7 protein-coding genes and 1 pseudogene are annotated in these 16933 nt (G+C 62.9%); 5 read left to right on the top strand and 3 right to left on the bottom strand.

Annotated features, from left to right (window positions below; translation table 11 throughout):
- Positions 1-360: 360 nt before the first annotated feature.
- Together ACIBKX_RS37165 and ribA are read right to left on the bottom strand one after the other, a co-directional pair.
- Complete coding sequence (locus ACIBKX_RS37165) at positions 361-1308, bottom strand: SUMF1/EgtB/PvdO family nonheme iron enzyme (RefSeq protein ID WP_363275687.1); 948 nt, start codon at positions 1306-1308, stop codon at positions 361-363.
- 157 nt (positions 1309-1465) lie between these two features.
- A pseudogene (ribA, locus tag ACIBKX_RS37160) lies at positions 1466-2089 on the bottom strand (GTP cyclohydrolase II); the annotation flags it as partial.
- A gap of 683 nt (positions 2090-2772) precedes the next feature.
- Between ribA and ACIBKX_RS37155 the strand changes: the two are divergent.
- The 5 genes from ACIBKX_RS37155 to ACIBKX_RS37135 all read left to right on the top strand — a co-directional run bounded on the left by ACIBKX_RS37155 (position 2773) and on the right by ACIBKX_RS37135 (position 9100).
- Complete coding sequence (locus ACIBKX_RS37155) at positions 2773-3243, top strand: hypothetical protein (RefSeq protein WP_363275686.1); 471 nt, start codon at positions 2773-2775, stop codon at positions 3241-3243.
- Between the two features lie 296 nt (positions 3244-3539).
- On the top strand, positions 3540-4760 hold the full coding sequence (locus tag ACIBKX_RS37150) for an aminotransferase class V-fold PLP-dependent enzyme (RefSeq protein ID WP_363275685.1): 1221 nt from the start codon (positions 3540-3542) through the stop codon (positions 4758-4760).
- Positions 4757-6103, top strand: a complete 1347-nt coding sequence (locus ACIBKX_RS37145; protein WP_363275684.1) for a cytochrome P450 — start codon at positions 4757-4759, stop codon at positions 6101-6103. Before ACIBKX_RS37150 ends, ACIBKX_RS37145 begins: the two co-directional genes overlap by 4 nt.
- Positions 6104-6265: 162 nt before the next feature.
- A complete protein-coding gene (locus tag ACIBKX_RS37140; RefSeq protein WP_363275683.1) occupies positions 6266-7348 on the top strand; it encodes a cytochrome P450 in 1083 nt (360 codons plus the stop codon).
- A gap of 147 nt (positions 7349-7495) precedes the next feature.
- Positions 7496-9100 carry an FAD-dependent oxidoreductase gene (locus ACIBKX_RS37135; protein WP_363275682.1) on the top strand — a complete coding sequence of 535 codons (1605 nt, stop codon included), beginning with the start codon at positions 7496-7498 and terminating at the stop codon, positions 9098-9100.
- Between the two features lie 1351 nt (positions 9101-10451).
- On the opposite strand, the gene ACIBKX_RS37130 is transcribed toward ACIBKX_RS37135, so the two are convergent.
- Positions 10452-16730 (bottom strand): RHS repeat-associated core domain-containing protein, encoded by a 6279-nt coding sequence (locus tag ACIBKX_RS37130; protein ID WP_363275681.1) that lies wholly within the window; start codon positions 16728-16730, stop codon positions 10452-10454.
- Between the last annotated feature and the right edge of the window lie 203 nt (positions 16731-16933).

Raw genomic sequence — 16933 nt, 5'->3', positions numbered from 1 at the left:
CACGCCCTGCCGACCTCCGGCATGCGCCAGCAGTGGTTGAGTGAAGTCCACCTTGCCCCGTCGATGAACTGCCCGCTGTCGGCCCGCTGTCGTCGACAAGTGGCAGGCCATCGCCGTCCATTGGATCGAGGCCGTGGCCCCAGGATCGACTCGGCCCGCGCTCCCATCAACTCGCTCACCCAGCGGACCACGCCGCGGTTGTTCACCTGGACGGACTGACCGCCGTCGGGCCCCGGCCCGCGTGCGGCATGGTGCCTTTCGCATGAGGGCGTGCGAGGTCATGCCGGTCGGCCTCGGGGACGTCCTGTCCGGACGGCGACGTCCCAGCGGGGATGGTGCGATGAGACAGGCCTCGCGACGCTATTCCTCCGACGTAGCCACCCGGAAGCCGCATGCACTTCCTATGATTCCATGACGTCGCCGAGTCCGTGCGAGATCGCCGTGTCGTGCAAAGCAGCCGCCCCGAGCGATCCGGTAGGCGCCCAGTCCTTCCAAGAGGTGATCCTTGACCTCTGTCCCGCCAGGATATGGAGAGTACTCGTCGGCGACATACTCTTCCACGTTGCCGCCCATATCCCAAACTCCGAAAGGTGAATGGCCGCCGGGATATATCCCGACTGGCGTCGTGGTGTGGATTCCCGACTCGAAAGTATTTGCCTTCCTTGTGTCGAACTCGTCTCCCCAAGGGTAGGCCAGCCCTGATTTCCCCTTTGCCGCGTACTCCCATTCAACTTCGCTGGGGAGTCGAAACGGCTTTCCTGTGAAATCGCGCAGCCAGGCGACGTAGGCATCAGCATCTGCGGCCCTAATGCTGTGCACCGGATGGTTTGCGCGGTCCCAGGGGTAGCCACCAAAGAGCCACGAGGCGGGGCGGGGAGCGTAGTTGGTCGCGGAAAGGAACGCCCTGTACTGGGAATTGGTGACTGGGTGGGTTCCGATCAGGAAGTCATCAACCTGGACGACGTGCTCCGGCGTCTCTTTGGTGATGTACTCCTCGCGCACTCCGACGTGCTTCCATCGGTTGACGATCCCCTGTACGTCGGCACAGGGCAGGCCGATCTTTACATCGCCCCCTGGAATATACGTGAGAGATGGAACGGTACCTACGCGTGGATCTCCCTGTATTCCCAGCAGACACCCTGCCGTGAGCCGATCGGCGAACTCGGCACTGTCATCCTCCGTGATGGCGACGAGAGCGACTGGGTCTTTGTGGTCAGGAAGCGTACGCGTGGGAACCCCACCCGATAGCGGAGGGAATTCGCGAAGGTCGTTGTTGTCGTACGCTAGACAGTCAAAGTACTCCGGCATCAGTACACCTCCGGGATTCGGTGTGATTGGCTGGTCCCAGATTCAGGATTCTGAACCTATGGGATCGAGGTGTCGCATTTCAGGCAGCGGGATAATCATCAACCCTGAAATGACTTCACCTTCCAGAAGTCGGGCAATGTTCACGGAACTGGATTCCCTACGCACTCTGTTCACCGGGCGCTGCGGGTGAGGGGTGCCAGAGCAGGTCATGGCCCATCCGGTCGCGCTTGGTGCGGAGGTACCGCAGGTTGTGCTCGCTCGCCTGGACGGTCATCGGCTCCCGGCCGAGGACGGACACTCCCTGACAAGACAACGCGAAGATCTTCTCAGGGTTGTTGGTCATGAGTACGACGCTGCGGACGCCGAGGATGTGGCTGCCCGCCGTGTAGTCACGGGCGTCGGCCGGCAGGCCCAGCTCCAGATTGGCGTCGACGGTGTCGCGTCCGCGATCTTGGAGCTCGTAGGCACGCAGCTTGGCCGTCAGGCCGATGCCACGGCCTTCGTGGCCGCGCAGGTAGACCACGATCCCGCGCCCGATCTCGGCAATACGCCGCATAGATTCCTGTAGCTGGGGACCACAGTCACAGCGCAGTGAGTGTAGGGCCTCGCCGGTCAGACACTCGGAGTGAATTCGGACGAGCAGGTTCTCGCCATCGCCAAGGGTGCCGTGGACGAGCGCGACATGTTCAATTCCGTCTTCCATAGAGCGATAACCGTAGGCAGTGAATCGGCCGAAGGCGGTCGGCAAATCCACTTCAGCCTTGCGTCGGACCGTGACTTCTCCGGCGAAGCCAACGGATCGTTGATCTGCCGAGACAACGGAGTCGACAGAGTTTCGGCTCATGGTACCGCTCCATATCTCTACGGCGTCCAGCATCAGGTGGTTAGAGGCCTCCATTGGAATGCCTGGACCTGGTTCCAGGAAGAGGAGCGAGGCAGATAATGCGTTGCACATGCCGCAACATTGTGTGCTTGTGAACAGAAAGTGATCGAGAATTCCGTCCTTTGGGTCGACGGGGGATCAAGTACGACGCTGTCAAGCTGCTTGTTTGGCTGGCGGCTGGCTGATTCACAGAGCCAGAGATTCACGTTGACCCTGGAGTTGAGGCGGGGCTGTCGCATTGCGCGGGCGCCCTCGATCAGCGAGATGCTGATCGGCGGAGTCGCGGTGCGATCACTGCCGCATGTGTGCTCCGTATCCTGCGCCGGGGCGCACACCTTTCCCCTCTATATGCCTTTGCGCGCTCTTCTGGCAGTGGGTACAAGCCGTCACTCTAAAACACCCTCGAGTGGGCAAGCCTCGAGGATCAGTTCGCAGTCATGGGACTGACTGCGGTTTCTGCATCACGCGCATCACACGCATCAAGAACATCACGGAGGTTGATCATGTCTAGAGGTTTAAGGTCAATTCGAAGAGCAGCTACGCTTGGAGCTGCCCTCATACTCGCCTCGGCGAGCGCTGCGATGGCGGCGCCGAACACTGCCGCTGAGGTCGATCAGATCACCTGCGCGGCCGAGACGACCACCACGTACGATCCCGGCCTCAAGTTGACATCACAGCCGACGACAGTTTCAGTCGTCAGCTCGGATCTGACGGATTGCGTATCCGCCACCAAACCGCAGATCGTGTCCGGCGGTTCACCGTCCGGCTCGGGTACATTCAACGTCTCGTGTGCGAGCCTCAACGGGACGCAAACCGGTACTCGTGTCATCAACTGGAGTGATGGCAGCTCAAGCACCGTCAGCTTCACACGCCTCTCTGAAGTCGTGGCGGGCGTACTAACCGTGACAGTGACGGGAACCGTCACCAGCGGCGCATTTGAGGGTGGAAGCCTGGTGCAGCAGATGGCCGGGCTCGTGAATCCCCTGGACTGCCTGACACAGGGTATCGATGAAATCACGGCCAATGGCACGCTCACGATTGTGGGAGTCTGACCCGCTCGGCTTCAGATCTCGCCAGCTGTCGTCGTAGGCTCAGCCAAGCGATCTCGCCGGCCTGACCCACTCCAGTCGACATGGTCTGAGAGGGGCCGGAGGCCGACGGCATGGAATCTGAAGAGAACGTTGTTGTCAGGAGTCTCTTCCGACTGTGCAGGGACTCCTGACAGCGAGACTTCACCCATCGTGCGCCCCTCTCTCGCGGAGCAAGTAGGCGTCGCAACACGGGCGTTTGCACGTCAAGGCCCTCATCGGACGATATCTGGTTTCCCGCGATGTCCATTGGAGGGCTTGTGGTTGATTGGAATGACGTGCGACGAGAGTTCGCACTCGATCTCAATGAGGCTCATTTCACCTGCTGCTTTCTGGCGACGTTGCCGACGCCGGTCAGGGCGGCTGTGGAAAGATTTCGATCGGCAGTGGCGCAAAATGTCATGTGGGCCGAGCAAGAGTTCTTTGGTGTAGGCCCGTTGTACCATCGCGTCCTTCGGGCGTTGTCTCACTACACAGGCGGGTCCCCCGACCAGATCGCGTTGACGTCCAGCACTACCTCGGGGCTAGCTGCGGTATACAACGGGCTCCGCCTCAAGCCCACGGATGAAGTGGTCGTGACCGTGCACGACCATGGTGTGCACCAAGAAGTTGCCCGGATGACAGCGGCACGTTTCGGAGCACGATGTCGCTTGATCAGGCTTTACGACCACCCTCGACATGCCACTGCCGACGAAGCGGCCGAGCGCCTGCTCGCGGAGATCGGACCGCGGACGCGAGTGGTGGGTCTCCCGTGGGTTGACTCCCGAACAGGTGTGAAGCTCCCTCTGGCGCTCATTGCCGAGGTTGTCTCCGGCGTTAATCGATCGAGGTCTGAGCAGGACCATTGCCTTTCGGTTGTGGACGGTGTTCAAGGGCTGGGAGTCGAGGACGTGGATGTCGCCCGATCCGGCATAGATTTTTTCGTGGCTGGCACCCACAAGTGGATGCTCGCTCCGAGCGGTACAGGTTTCGTCTGGGGTGCCTCTGGCGCCTGGTCACATCTGATGCCCAGCTCGGCAGCCATCATCCCGGACATCGACCGATGGACGGACTACTGGTCGGCGCACGAATCCGGCCGACCGTCGCCTTCACCGCAGGCCCACTGGTTCTCTCCCGGCGGGTTTCAGGCAATTGAACATCGTCTGGCGATGGCGGACGCCGTTGCGTTTCATGAAGCCATCGGAAGGAAACAGATTTCCGATCGGATTCTGCACTTAAACGCGATGATGCGTGAAGAATTGAAAACAGTCGAGCAGGTGAAACTGCTGACACCAGAAGACACACGGATGGCATCGGGGTTGGTGTGTTTTCACTATGGAAACGACTCTGCCAGGAGCGTACTTGGCCGTCTGGCAGAAGCCGGAGTGTATGGCACGGTCACTCCGGATCACGTGCGGCCCGCGGTCCGTCTGGCCGCCGGCTTGATGAACACTCCGGAACAGGTCACCCGAGTGTCCCGACTACTACACGAGGGATTATGAATTACAAATGGTCAAGCGGTGTACGCGGACTCATCCTGGAGCGCACTTCGTCATGGGTTCCACCGCTGGTGATCCGTGCCAGAAAGAGCCTGTTCACCGCCGTCAACGGACACGACGGCGTTTCCATCCCCGGCCCCAAAGTCTCTGCTGCGCAGTTGCAGAAGGTGTACGCACATCCCGCAGCCTGCGGGCGCGCACAAGGGTCAAAGCTGTCCGACCTCATCTGGTATTGGGTGTCTCCCGGGGCTCATACTCATCAAGAACAGGTGGAGAACGGTTCTCTCTATGACGAGATCTCCCAGAGCACGCGCAGCATCGTCTCCGCACGGAACGAACATATCGAAAAACTTGCTCGCCGGTGTGCTCGGGGAGCAATTTCACGGCTGCCTGACTCTCCGTTTATCACCGTGCGACTCAGAGATCTTATTTCCCCCATGGCAGCAGAATTCTTTCATGAACTGGTTTTCGGAGCGCCCTGTCCTCCCAGCGCTCGTGATGCGATCACCGATCATGTGGACGATGTCCTTAACGCCCTGAAATGTAATTCACTCAGGCACATGCGCCGCCGCGCGGTGCTGACCAGCTATCTCCTTGGTCAGATCCGGTCCAGGAAGACGGTCCACCAACTCCCTGCTTCACTCGACGAGAAGGACCGTGCGCTCTATCTGCAGAGCAACATCTTCGGCACCGGCGTCGGCCAACTGGCCGAAGCTGCCAGTCACCTCATCCTGGCACTCGCACAGAACCCGGACAGCCAGCAGCGGATGGCCTCGTCTCCTGGTGATGTCGCCTTCTCGGAAAGGGCGGTGCGAGAAACCTTGCGAATGTACCCACTGTTCGGAGTCGCTCAGCGCGTCACTACTGCCGACATCCCCGTCGAAGATGGTGTCATCCCCGCCGGTTCGGTTCTGTGCTTCGACTTTGAAAAGTATCAGAGATCGGGGTTTCCGGACGCCGGCATCTTCAATCCTGAGCGATGGCTCGATCTCACTCCCAGAGATCAAACCTATATCCCCTTCGGCATGCCGGGGAACCGCCCTTGTCCAGCACGCCGTCTGGCGACTGTCTTCATGCGCGTAGTCGCCGTTGAAGTGTTGCGTGATTTTTCGCTCTACTCAAGCGCATCTCACATCCGTTCTCTTCCAAACCGAGGACCCTGCATTCTGGTCCCCCGTCAACAGGGGAACAAAGATGTGGAGCGGCCGCTTGCACATATGAAACGCCGCGACGACTGGGAGAATCTCATTCGTAGCCTAAAGCAGTTCGTGCTGGGCGCTGTGATCCTATTGGATGCGCGCCGCAAAAGAATGTGCCAACGGCATTTCATGGAGAATCGAAAGTAGATCCTCTTCTGCTCTATTTACTCTCGGCTCTGCAGGTCGGCCGTCACGAAAGGCAAAAAGCTCATGGAACTGACTTCTGGCACTGCACCCCCACTCGACTCGTACCCGTGGCTTGAGCCCGGAGAAATCAAACACAGATTGGCACGTTCCAGAATTGCGCCGGTGGAAGTACCGACCAAACAGCACATGCTCATGGTGTGTGGACATGCCGAAATCAGTTCCGTACTCGCCGATCCCAGAATGTCCCGATCGGCCGCCGCGGCGGCGGGAATCGCGGCCACTCCCACACAGTTGGCGCGGCAAACTCTTGAACCGAGGAACCAGGCTGCACACCTTTCCATTCGTCGCGCCCTGGCACCCTTTTTTAGCCCCAAACAAGCCAAAGACGCAGCGCCCTGGATCTATAAGTTGGCGTTTGACAGGCTCGGATCGCTGATTGCCCTCAACTCCCCATTCGACCTGGTGACTCAGATGGCCCGCCCCCTGTCCATGACGGTCATGAGCCGGCTCATCGGAACTTCGCTCTCGTTCATGCAAGAACTGGCTGAGGACGCCGACGTCGTCTTCGGGATCAGCCGAGCCCGGCAAGAAGAACTACAGGAAGCGCAGGAACGCCTGACCCAGCGGTCCAAGTATCTCCTCGACCAGCAAGGGGCACAGGAAGACCGCAGCACGCTCCTCGGGCGCCTTGCGTCCATCAATGAGGCCGGCGGACTGACCCACACCGACATCAGCGAGCTGATCCGTGGCCTCCTTGTCGTCAGTTGGCAGGAAGCGTCTCGCAGAATTTCACACAGCGTCCTTGCGCTCTCCGGCGACCCTGCGCAAGAACAGCTCATTCGAGAGTCCCCTTCACGAGTAGAACCAGCAGTCGAGGAACTCCTGAGATTTGAGCGCTACCCGACTTCCCTGACCCCTCGGCTGGCCACAGAGGATGTATCCATAGGCGACACGTTGATCCCAGCCGGGCAAGCAGCCATTGTCTCGCTGTACTCCGCCAATCACGACCCCCTGGTGTTCCCGGAGCCGGACCGCTTGGACTGCACTCGATTGCCCCGCGACGACATGGTCTTCGGGTTCGGCATGCACTACTGCCCAGGGACGCATCTTGCCCGCACCATTCTGCGGGCGACGATGGCCGCCCTTCGCCAACACCCGCGGCTCGTGCTGGTCGGCTCGCCCACCTGGCGCCACGGATGGACGGCACCCACTCTCCAGCAGCTGACTGTCGCCGCAGATCGCTGAACCGGTCGTACAAAACCCTGCACCGACGGGTCAGGGCCGCTGTCCGGGGTCGCTCTCACAGCCCTTCGACAGCACCCATCACGTCTGAACCAACACTTTTGAGAACATCTGGCCGCGCGTCGCGGACGACGCAAGGAGGAACACCAAGTGGCTGTCACACGACGATCGTTCATACAAGGACTCGGCGTCAGCGGCGGTGCCGGGCTCGCCTACGGCGCCATGGCCACCATCGGTCTGGCGCCCGACGCCACCGCCGTGCCTTCCCGTTCCTTCCGGAGCCCTTCGATGGACGACCTCATCATCGGTCGGGTCAAGAACGCACCGAGAGTCACGATCCTCGGTGCGGGCGCGGCCGGACTTTGCACGGCGTACGAACTGCGCAAAGCCGGATACCACATCACCATTCTCGAGGCGCGCACCCGACCGGGCGGCCGCATTTGGACGGTCCGCAAAGGAGCCACCGAAACCGACCTGAACGGCGAGACACAGACATGCACGTTCTCGACGGGACACATCTTCGAGTTGGGCGGGACACGCATACCACAAGGCCACATCACCATCGACTACTGCCGCGAGTTGGGTGTGCAGCTACAGGCGTTTCCCAACCAGAACGCCAACGCGATGGTCAACTACACAGGTGATACGGCACTGTCGAAGGCCTCGATCACCTACCGGGCAGCCAAGGCGGACACTTATGGGTACGTGGCGGAGCTGCTCCACAAGGCCACCCATCAGGGCGCGCTCGACCAGGTACTGAGCCGGGAGGACAAGGAGGCCCTGTCGGAGTTTCTGTCCGCCTTCGGCGATCTTTCGGGCGACGGACGCTACCTGGGTTCCGCCCGCCGCGGCTACAGCACGGAACCAGGTCCGGGGGATGTCGTCGCCGCTGAGACCAAGCCGTATGCGATGTCAGATGTCATCCGCTCGGGCATCGGGCGGAACTTCGCCTTCGAATTCGACTACAACCAGGCGATGATGATGTTCACGCCCATCGGCGGCATGGACCGCATCTACCACGCCCTCCAGGATCGGATCGGCGCCCACAGGATCATTTACGGTGCTGAGGTGACCGCCTTGCACAACACGTCGTCGGGTGCACGCGTCCAATACAAGCTCGGGGGAGAGCAACGGTCTCTCGACGCCGACTACGTGGTCTGCACCATCCCGCCCAATCTGGTCGGCCGCCTGCGGAACAACCTGCCCGCCGATGTGCTGCGCGCACAACAGGCAGCCCGGCCCTTCGCCTCGGGGAAACTCGCCATCGAGTACTCCCGGCGCTGGTGGGAGCTCGATCACAGGATCTTCGGAGGTGCCAGCCACACCGACAAGGAGATCGGTCAGATCATGTACCCCTTCGAGCACTACAACGCCGACCGAGGAGTGGTCGTCGGGTACTACAACTTCGGTCGCGCACACGAGGTCTTCGAATCTCTGACGCACAAGAGGCGGCTGGCCAAGGCCCTGGAACAGGGTGCGGAGATCCACGGTGACGTGTACCGGAAGAACGTCACATCCTCGTTCTCGGGAAGCTGGCGTCGGCTGAAGTACTCCGAGACGGCATGGGCATCGTGGGAAGGAGCCGGGTACAACCACGGAGGAATCACAACACCCGAGTTCAAGAAGCTGCTCGAACCCGTCGGGCGCATCTATTTCGCCGGCGACCACCTCTCGAATGCCATCGCCTGGCAGCACGGCGCATTCATGTCTGCCCGCAGAGTCGTCACCGCGATCCATCAGCGGGTCATGTCCTGACCTTGAGATTCTCCCTGCCGTGAGGGACGAGGGTTCTGGTCTGCCTGACTAACGATGGTCGCGTACGCACGGCTGAGGTCCATGGAAGCGCTCGCCCGCGGGGGCCGGCACGTCGACCGGCGCGCGGCCCGAGGAGGCACTGAGGGCAAGCCCCTGTGGTGCTCGACATCGCGGTCGGCTCCTCGCCCTGCGAACGCCTCGAGGCTGCCTTCGCACTCGCCAGCCAGGCCGTCGATACCGGTCTTCGCCACCCTTCGGCCAGATCGTGGAGCGGGACAACCGGCCGGGCAGGAAGGCCACTTCGGGATGCCTGCGGGCAACGTAGGCCCGTCACGGTTCACCTCTCCTGGCGACCGTGCCAATCGCCCTTTCGTGGTTTATCTCGGAGTTGTGCGAAATCTGTGGCGATTAAAATTCCTCTGCCCATCGAGATATCAACGACCCACCGCCACCGCCAGGAAGCACATCCCTGTGCATATAACGACGAACGCGACTGCTTACTTCCACGGCAAGGTAAGCGATCGGGACATTCCCCGACAGCTTTCACTAGAGACCTCTCGGGCATGTGCGCTCTCCACTGCGGCGTTGATCTCATCTGCCGCCCTCCGGCTGCGCCCCATGTCCAGCAACGAAGAACTGAAGGCCCAAGGGTATTCACTTCGCCCATCTTTCAGATGAATCGCCAGTCCGCCGTTCCCCTCGGCATACGCGATGTCCCGGAGTGCCACGTCTGCCCGAGACAGGGGGCCAAAAATTGTGATCCGATCAGCCGAGACGACAACACAAGGAATTGCCGACGCGCGCCACGCAAGTAGCCCTATAAATCCCCCGACCAGCCCTGCGCGCACAGGTCCCCAAGGAAGCAGCGGATCGTCCGCGTTGTACGCAAGGTGCACCATGTAGCCGGGCACTACCGCGGCCGCAACAACCCCTGCCCTGGCAGACCATTTCCTTCGCAGTATCACCGGTGCTCCACTCAACGTATACCTCGATTTGAAAGTAGACCTACGTGTATCTGCCGGGCCGGGTAGCGTTGCCATGGGAGCGTTCCCATTACCCCGAGCTCATGAAATAAGTCTACGAACTGCGAGGATCAGTCCGATTGCTCCCAAGAATGCAAGGACGCAACCAACCAGGCGGAGAATTCGTGGCGACACCCTATCCGTCGGGCCGGGAAGTGTTGCCATCAGTAGTGAATAGAATCGAGTCGACGAATCGGCAATATTGAACGCCAGAAACAAGCCGACGGAGAACAGGATGCCGGGAATTACGAAATCGATAGGACTTACTTGTGAGGAGACGCGTCCGGCGAATGTCATAAGTTCACCAGCGTCGAGAGTCTGGATTCTGCTTACCACTTGAATATGTCCCCAATTCGCCCCACCTGCGTGTCGTGCGATGTCGTGACACCCGCTTCGGCGCTGAAGCCGCCTACTAGGCCAACATTTGTAGTTCCCACTGGTTCGCCACGACTATTTACCGCCCCGATGGCTCTTTCGTGACTAAAGGTTCCACCGACTCCGTAAGCGCCGGTCAGCGTGCCGCCCCAGCCATCGCCGCGCAATTGTTCAAAGTCTGTGGCGTTACTACTCATGAATGTAATGCCCAAATTGCCGCCAGCTGATGGAGTCTCAGACCCCTTGCTGAAGCTGAACCCGTAGTCACTCTTGCCATCCGGCCGACGTGTGCTGACGAAACACAAAGACGCCGTCCCGCCGAAGCCGATCCCAACCGAGCCGCTGAGGCACATGCCAGTGGTGTCCCCACTAAAGCTCTGAGCTAGCCTGTTGCCCTTGTCCATGAGCCATCCGCCAGCTCTCTTGTACCAGGGCTGCGACGCCTTCTTGGCCTCGTCTTCCTTGCGTCGCTGTGCGTCAGCCCGTTTCTGGGCCGCGCGGGCCGCGGCGTCTGCCTTGGCCTTTGCTCTGGCCTTTTCGATGCCGGCGAACCACCTGTGGCTGACCCCTCGGGAAGCGTGTGCGATCTGGACCTGTGCCTTTTGGTAGGGCTTGAGCCTGCTGTACCAGCGCGTGTAGCGCCTGATGGCCTTCTTGGCCACCCTGACGGTCGCCTTGATCGTCTTCTTGATCTTCTTGACGAAGCTGCCGAAGAACTTGCCGTCGGGATCGGTGTGGATGAGGGGGTTGTTGTTGCCGTACGTGTAGCCGTGCATCTGTTGTGGGTCAGCCGTGTCGATGACGGGGTCGACCGATATGAAACGGCCGAGTTGGGGGTCGTATTCGCGGGCTCCGAGGTGGGTGAGTCCGGTGTTGTCGATCGTGCCGCCGACGAAGCCGCGGTTTCCGGGCCAGTTGATGTTCTGCTGGCCGCGCGGTGTGCCGAAGACTTTCATCCTGCGGCGGGTGACGGTCTGGCCCGCGGCCAGGAGGACGGCAGCGGTGGCGGTGCCGGTGTGGTCGTTGAGGAGGATGCTGGTCTGGTTGTCGGTCTTGACCGCGACTGTTTCGTCGCCCGCCTCGTAGTAGCGGGTCGATGACTTCGTGCCGTTGGCTTCGGCTATCAGTTCGTTTCCGCCCGGCAGATACAGCGTGTTGCGTGCAGGTGTCTTGGCCAGTAGCCGGTTGCCGTCGGCGTCGTAGACGAATTCCGTCTTCTGTCCCGACAGGGTGGCCGTCTCCAGGTGGCCTTCCGGGTTCCACGTCATGTCCTGAGCGGTGCCGTCGAGGGTGCGCTTGGTCGCGTTGCCGGTCTTGTCGTACGCGTAGGTGTCGGTGGTGGTCTTGGGCTGCTTGCCCGACTCCTCGGTTTCGACGCCTGTCAGCCGGCGCTTGGTCGCGCCGTTCTGGCCGTAGTGGTAGGTGCGCGTGATGTCGTGGGGCGTCAGCGCGCTGCCCTCGACCTTGTGCTGGGTCTCGGTCTGGCGGTTGCCGATGGCGTCGTAGGTGTAGGAGTGCCAGTACGCGTCCGGGCCGCCGACCTCGGGCCGGTCACCGCCGTCTCCGCCGTCCGCATCGGGCTGGGCCTTGCAACTGTCGGTTGCCGTCCAGGCGTTGGTGATGCGGCGCAGTGCGTCGGTCGTGAAGCACTGGGTGTCGGTGGAGCGTTCCTCGTCCTGGCCGGAGGTGGTGTTGAGGCGGGTGATGTTGCCGGCGGTGTCGAAGGTGTAGCGGATGTCGTCGATGCGCGAGGGGCCGGTTTCGCGGTCGGTGGTGGTGCGGGCCACGTTGCCGGTGTGCTCGTCGTACTCGTTCGTCTGCCACACCTTCTGGCCCTTGCGCCCGTACTCGGTGCGCAGCACGTGGCCGTACGGGTCGTACGTCCGGTTGTTGATCAGGACGGAGGCGGTCGTGACGGCGCCGACCAACTGGTCCTGGGGGCCGTAGCGATAGGTGAGGTTCTCGGATATCTGGCCGGGCAGGGCCGGTTGGCGGAGCCAGTCCTGCAGGCCGGTCTGCGCGTTGTACCCGGACGTGAAGGCGTAGGTACCGGCCAGGGTTCCTTCCCGGGCGGGGACAGTGACCTTGGTGCCGGTCGGCTGGTAGCGGTCGTCGAGTGCCGTGATCTCGTTGATGTAGTCCTGCCCGCCCTCGTGGCGCACCGACTTCGTCAACCGGCCCTTCGCCAGGGTGTCGTAGCTCCAGGTGGCCCGGACCGTGTCACCTTGCTTGAGGGACGTCTTGCGGCCCAGGGCGTCATAGCCCGTCGTCAGGGTTTTGCCGTCCGCGTCGGTGACAGTGGTGGGGCGGTCAAGATGGTCGTACGTGGTGGTGTACGGACCCTTGTCCGGGTCCTCCACCTTGATCGCGCGGTCGCGGTGGTCGTAGTGGTACGTCCACTTCGCGCCGGTCGGATCGGTGACCGTCCGCAGCTTGCCCGACGGCGTGTACGTGTACTTCGTCGACTGGGACAGGGTGCGGTCCGCGTTCGTGTACTGGATCAGCTCCGTGGTCTGGTCCCGCACGTCGGTCACGGTGGTGGTGGCGGTGTCGCCCTTGGGCGGGATCACCGTCACCCGGTCGCCTCCGTACCGGGTTGTCGTGCGCGAGACTTCGTCCCCGTACTTCTCCTTGATCTGTACCGTGGGCCGGCCCGCACCGTCGTATGTGGTGCGGGTCGTCTTCGGTGTCTTGGTGTCGTCGCCGGTCACGAGTCCGCCGGACGGGTCGCCGCTCGCGTAGTAGCCGTCGTAGGACTTCCACTCCAGGCCGCGCGAGTCGTACAGCTTCTCGGTGATGATCCGGCCCTGACCGGTCGCCGAGGGTGCCTGCGTCTCGCGTTCGCGGCCCAGGCCGTCGGCGATGGCGTACTCGGTGCGGTAACTCCCGTTGTGCTGGAGTGACTTGGTCTCGGTCACGTTCGGGCCGGTCTTGGTCACCGCGTAGGCGAACCGGCGGCTGGGGGTGTCCGCGTGGTCCTTCTTGGACCAGCCCGGCTCCCATACCCGCACGGTGCGGCCGAGGCCGTCCAGGACCGCGTCGGTGCGCTTGCCGTTCGCGTCGACCGACGCCACCGGCGCACCACGGCCCGGGTCGTGCTCCGCTGTATCGGTGTGGCCGAGCGGGTTGATGGTGACCTGCTTGGTCACCGCGTACAGGGTGGTGGGGGTGTAGTCGGTGGTGGTCTTCCGGTCGGCGGCGTCGAGCGTTGCGGTGACGCGGCCGTGCTGGTCGACCGTGTTCTTCTCCACCGTGACGAATCCGGTGCCGTCGGCGTTCTGCTCGTCGACCCGGGTGGCATCACCCTTGTCCGGGCCCGCTCCCAGGCTCTTGCCGTCGAAATAGGTGCGTGTCTCGGAGATCAGGTCGTCGGGGAGTTCGGGGTCGGTGCCGCATGCCCTGGCCACGGTCCTGACCGCGGAGGCGAACTCCAGCATGTTCTTCGCCGCATTGCGGGCGTAGGTGGTCGACGTGCAGGTCTCGTCCCCGGGTTTGGCGGTGTCGCCCAGATCGGATTCGTGGGTGAGCATGCCGAAGGAGTCGAAGGTGCGCTCGAGTCTGGTGCGCTGCCAGGAGGTGCCGACCTGGGTACGCCCGGCCTCGATCCGGGCCTCCTGGACGTGCAAAGCCTCCAGGTCCGGCAGGCCGTCGCCGCGTTTGTGGACGGCCGTGGCGGCCGACTTCCACGGGGTCGACGCGGACGCCTCGATGATCTTCCCGTCGTTGAGGGTGGCCTCGTCCCGGGTCATGCCGGCGAAGGCGGGGTGGTCATCGGCCTCGTTGCCCTCGCTGTCGGCGACCTTCGCGCCGGGGATGCCCCGGAAATAGCGGGCCTCACTGACCTGCTTGGCGCCGTCGTCGCCGGTGCCGACTGTCGTCGTCACGCGGGCGTAGCCGCGGAAGTCCGAATGGGTGCGGTACTTGGCCTCGGTGAAGGCGTCGTCGCTCTTGGCCCATGCCACGCCGCCGGTGTAGGCGTAGTCGGTCTGCTTGGCGATGCTGCCGCCGACCTTGTCCTCCTCGCGGACCTGGGTGACGGCGTAGGTGTGGAACCAGTCCTTGACCGGCTTGTAGTCGTCTCCGGGGGCGTCCGCCGACGACCAGTACACCGGGTAGCAGCGCTTGGTGTTGCCGGTGTCCGACGGCAGGCTGCCAGGGCTGCATTCGGGGGCGCTGTAGGTGGCGGCGATGGTGCCGCCCATCTCGTTCTCGATCGCCTGCACCCGGTAGCGGATCAGCGGCGGAATGCCGTCTCCGGTGCCGTCGACGCGGTTGGCGAGCTGCTTGCCGATGAACGTGATCGGCGGCAGCGCCGTCGCGGTGCCTCCCGTGTAGCCGGTTCGCTTGATCGAATTCAGCCACAGGGCAGGTGAGGAACCGTCGCCGGTGGAGGGGAAGCTGTGGTCGAAGGCCCAGGAGTCGACCTTCTCGTACGCGTTGCCGACGCGGACCTCGCTGGTGATGGACGCGATGCGCTTACGTGACCAGAACGAGGGGCTGTAGCGGTTCTTGCACTCGGTGCCGGGCGCGCAGTACCGGTCGAACGGCACGTCCGGCCAGTTCTTGGCGTTGGCGGCGGTGAACTTGTCGGTCGCACAGTCGAACGAGCCGGACGCCACGCACCGCTCCGCCGTGTTGAGGGTGACCTTCGCCGCGGGGGTGCCGGTGTAGAGGTTGTCGGAGCGCAGCCCGTACTCGACGCGCTTGAGGTAGCCGCCGCGCGTGTAGGAGGTCGCCGTCGACTTGCCCGTGGAGAGCTGGACGTTGCGGCCGTAGTGGTTCTCCTCCTTGGACCAGTAGTAGGCCATCGCGTCGCCGTGCGGGTTCACCACGTAGTCCAGGTTCCAGCGCCATGCCTGCCGGCACCACGCGGAGGCGAAGTCGGACTTGTGGCAGGGCTCGCCGGAGTGGTTGCCGAACACCGGAACCGTCCACGTGGAACCGGTGGTCTCCTTGCCGTCGGACCAGCCCGGCAACTTGTGGCGGCCGAAGAAGTACTGCACGCCGGACGCGTCGGTGACCTTCCAGTACTCGCCGTCGTCGTCGCCGTTGCCGAGCGAGGTGTCCTTGAGGAGTTCGACCTTGCTGCCGTCGTCATGCTTGAGCTTCCAGACGCCGGTCTTGTCGTCCTTCACCAGCTCGTTGGTGGCGCCTCCCAGGGAGAGGACGGCATTGTCGCCGCCCCAGCACAAGTCGCCGTTCTTGGCCTTGTTCGTGCCACCCGTCATGTCGGCGCTGCATGCCTTGTAGCGGCGCTCGATGAAGCCGGGCTCCAGAGTGAAGCCGTCACCGACGTTGTTGGCCTGATTGTTGGTGGCCGCGGTACGCCCGTCTACGGCGGTCGAGGAGTACTCGAGGGACAGCTCGGGTCCCAGATCTCCCGCGACGCCGGGGGTTTCCAGGGCGTAGGACCAGGTGAAGGCGCCGGAGGAGTCACCGGCCTGCCAGTTGCCCGACGGGGACAGCGAGGTTGCCTTGAAGTCGCCGCTGGAGCCCGCCGACTTCGATGTCACGGCGAACAGGGTGCGGGCCCTCGGGGGCTTGCGCGCCGCGCTCGTCGACGGCGCGTCCGCCTCCTTGTCCGTCTCCGAGACGGGAGCGCTCTCAAGGGCCACCCGGGTCGTCAGCTGGGACTTGGCGTCGTCGTTGTCGACTCCTTGGAGTGGGGTCGGGGTGCAGTCACCCTTGTCCCTGTCCCTGTCCCTGTCCCTGTCCTTGCCATTGCCCTTGCCCTTGCCGGTCTTGGACAGGGCGCACTCCGGCAGCTCCGCGAGGGTCAGGCGGGAGGCCCAGTCACCGCCGATGACATTGCGGAACGCGCCGTAGTCGACGGACAATTGGGCGTTCCCGCCGGCGGAATCGACGGCCAGGACGAGGCCGTCGATTCCGGCCCGTTCGGCATCCTTTCGATCCAGAACTTCGACGCCGACCTCGCCCTTCACAGGATCTGCATTCCGGGCGCCGCGCGGGGCGGGTGCCTGCGCTATTCGGACCGGAACCGCACCGGCCTTCAGGTCGGCTGCGCCCCGGCCGACCACATTCGCCTTGGCTTTACCGGCCTTTGGCCAAGCGGCGTCAGGAATGCTCTTCCATTCCTCGCCCGCCGTCTCGTCCTTGGGTAAGGACTTGGGTGAGGCCTTGGCGCCGCCCACCTTCGAGACCGGCACCGGCGGCGTCTCCTGCAGATCCGGCAGCGCCAGTGGCGAGATGGCCAGGGCCTCAGCGGACAGCAACCCCACCAGTAGTGCGGCTGAGGTAAGCGTCGTGACGGTCCGCGCTCCACCTCGACGCCACCGTGCCCCCTTGGGCAGCTTGCCCGGTGGTCCGTCGACTTCAGCACGGACGGCAGCAAATAACACGACGCAGACCTCTCCCCAAGGCGTACGAATGATCCGCTCAGAGATTACACAGGCTTTACCTGCCTTCTGACCAATCC

Origin of the sequence: Streptomyces sp. NPDC050658 (assembly GCF_044457025.1) — a bacterium.
In the GTDB taxonomy this organism is placed as follows: domain Bacteria; phylum Actinomycetota; class Actinomycetes; order Streptomycetales; family Streptomycetaceae; genus Streptomyces.
The sequence above is the reverse complement of the archived record's forward strand: the minus strand, read 5'-3'. Positions and strand labels throughout refer to the sequence as shown.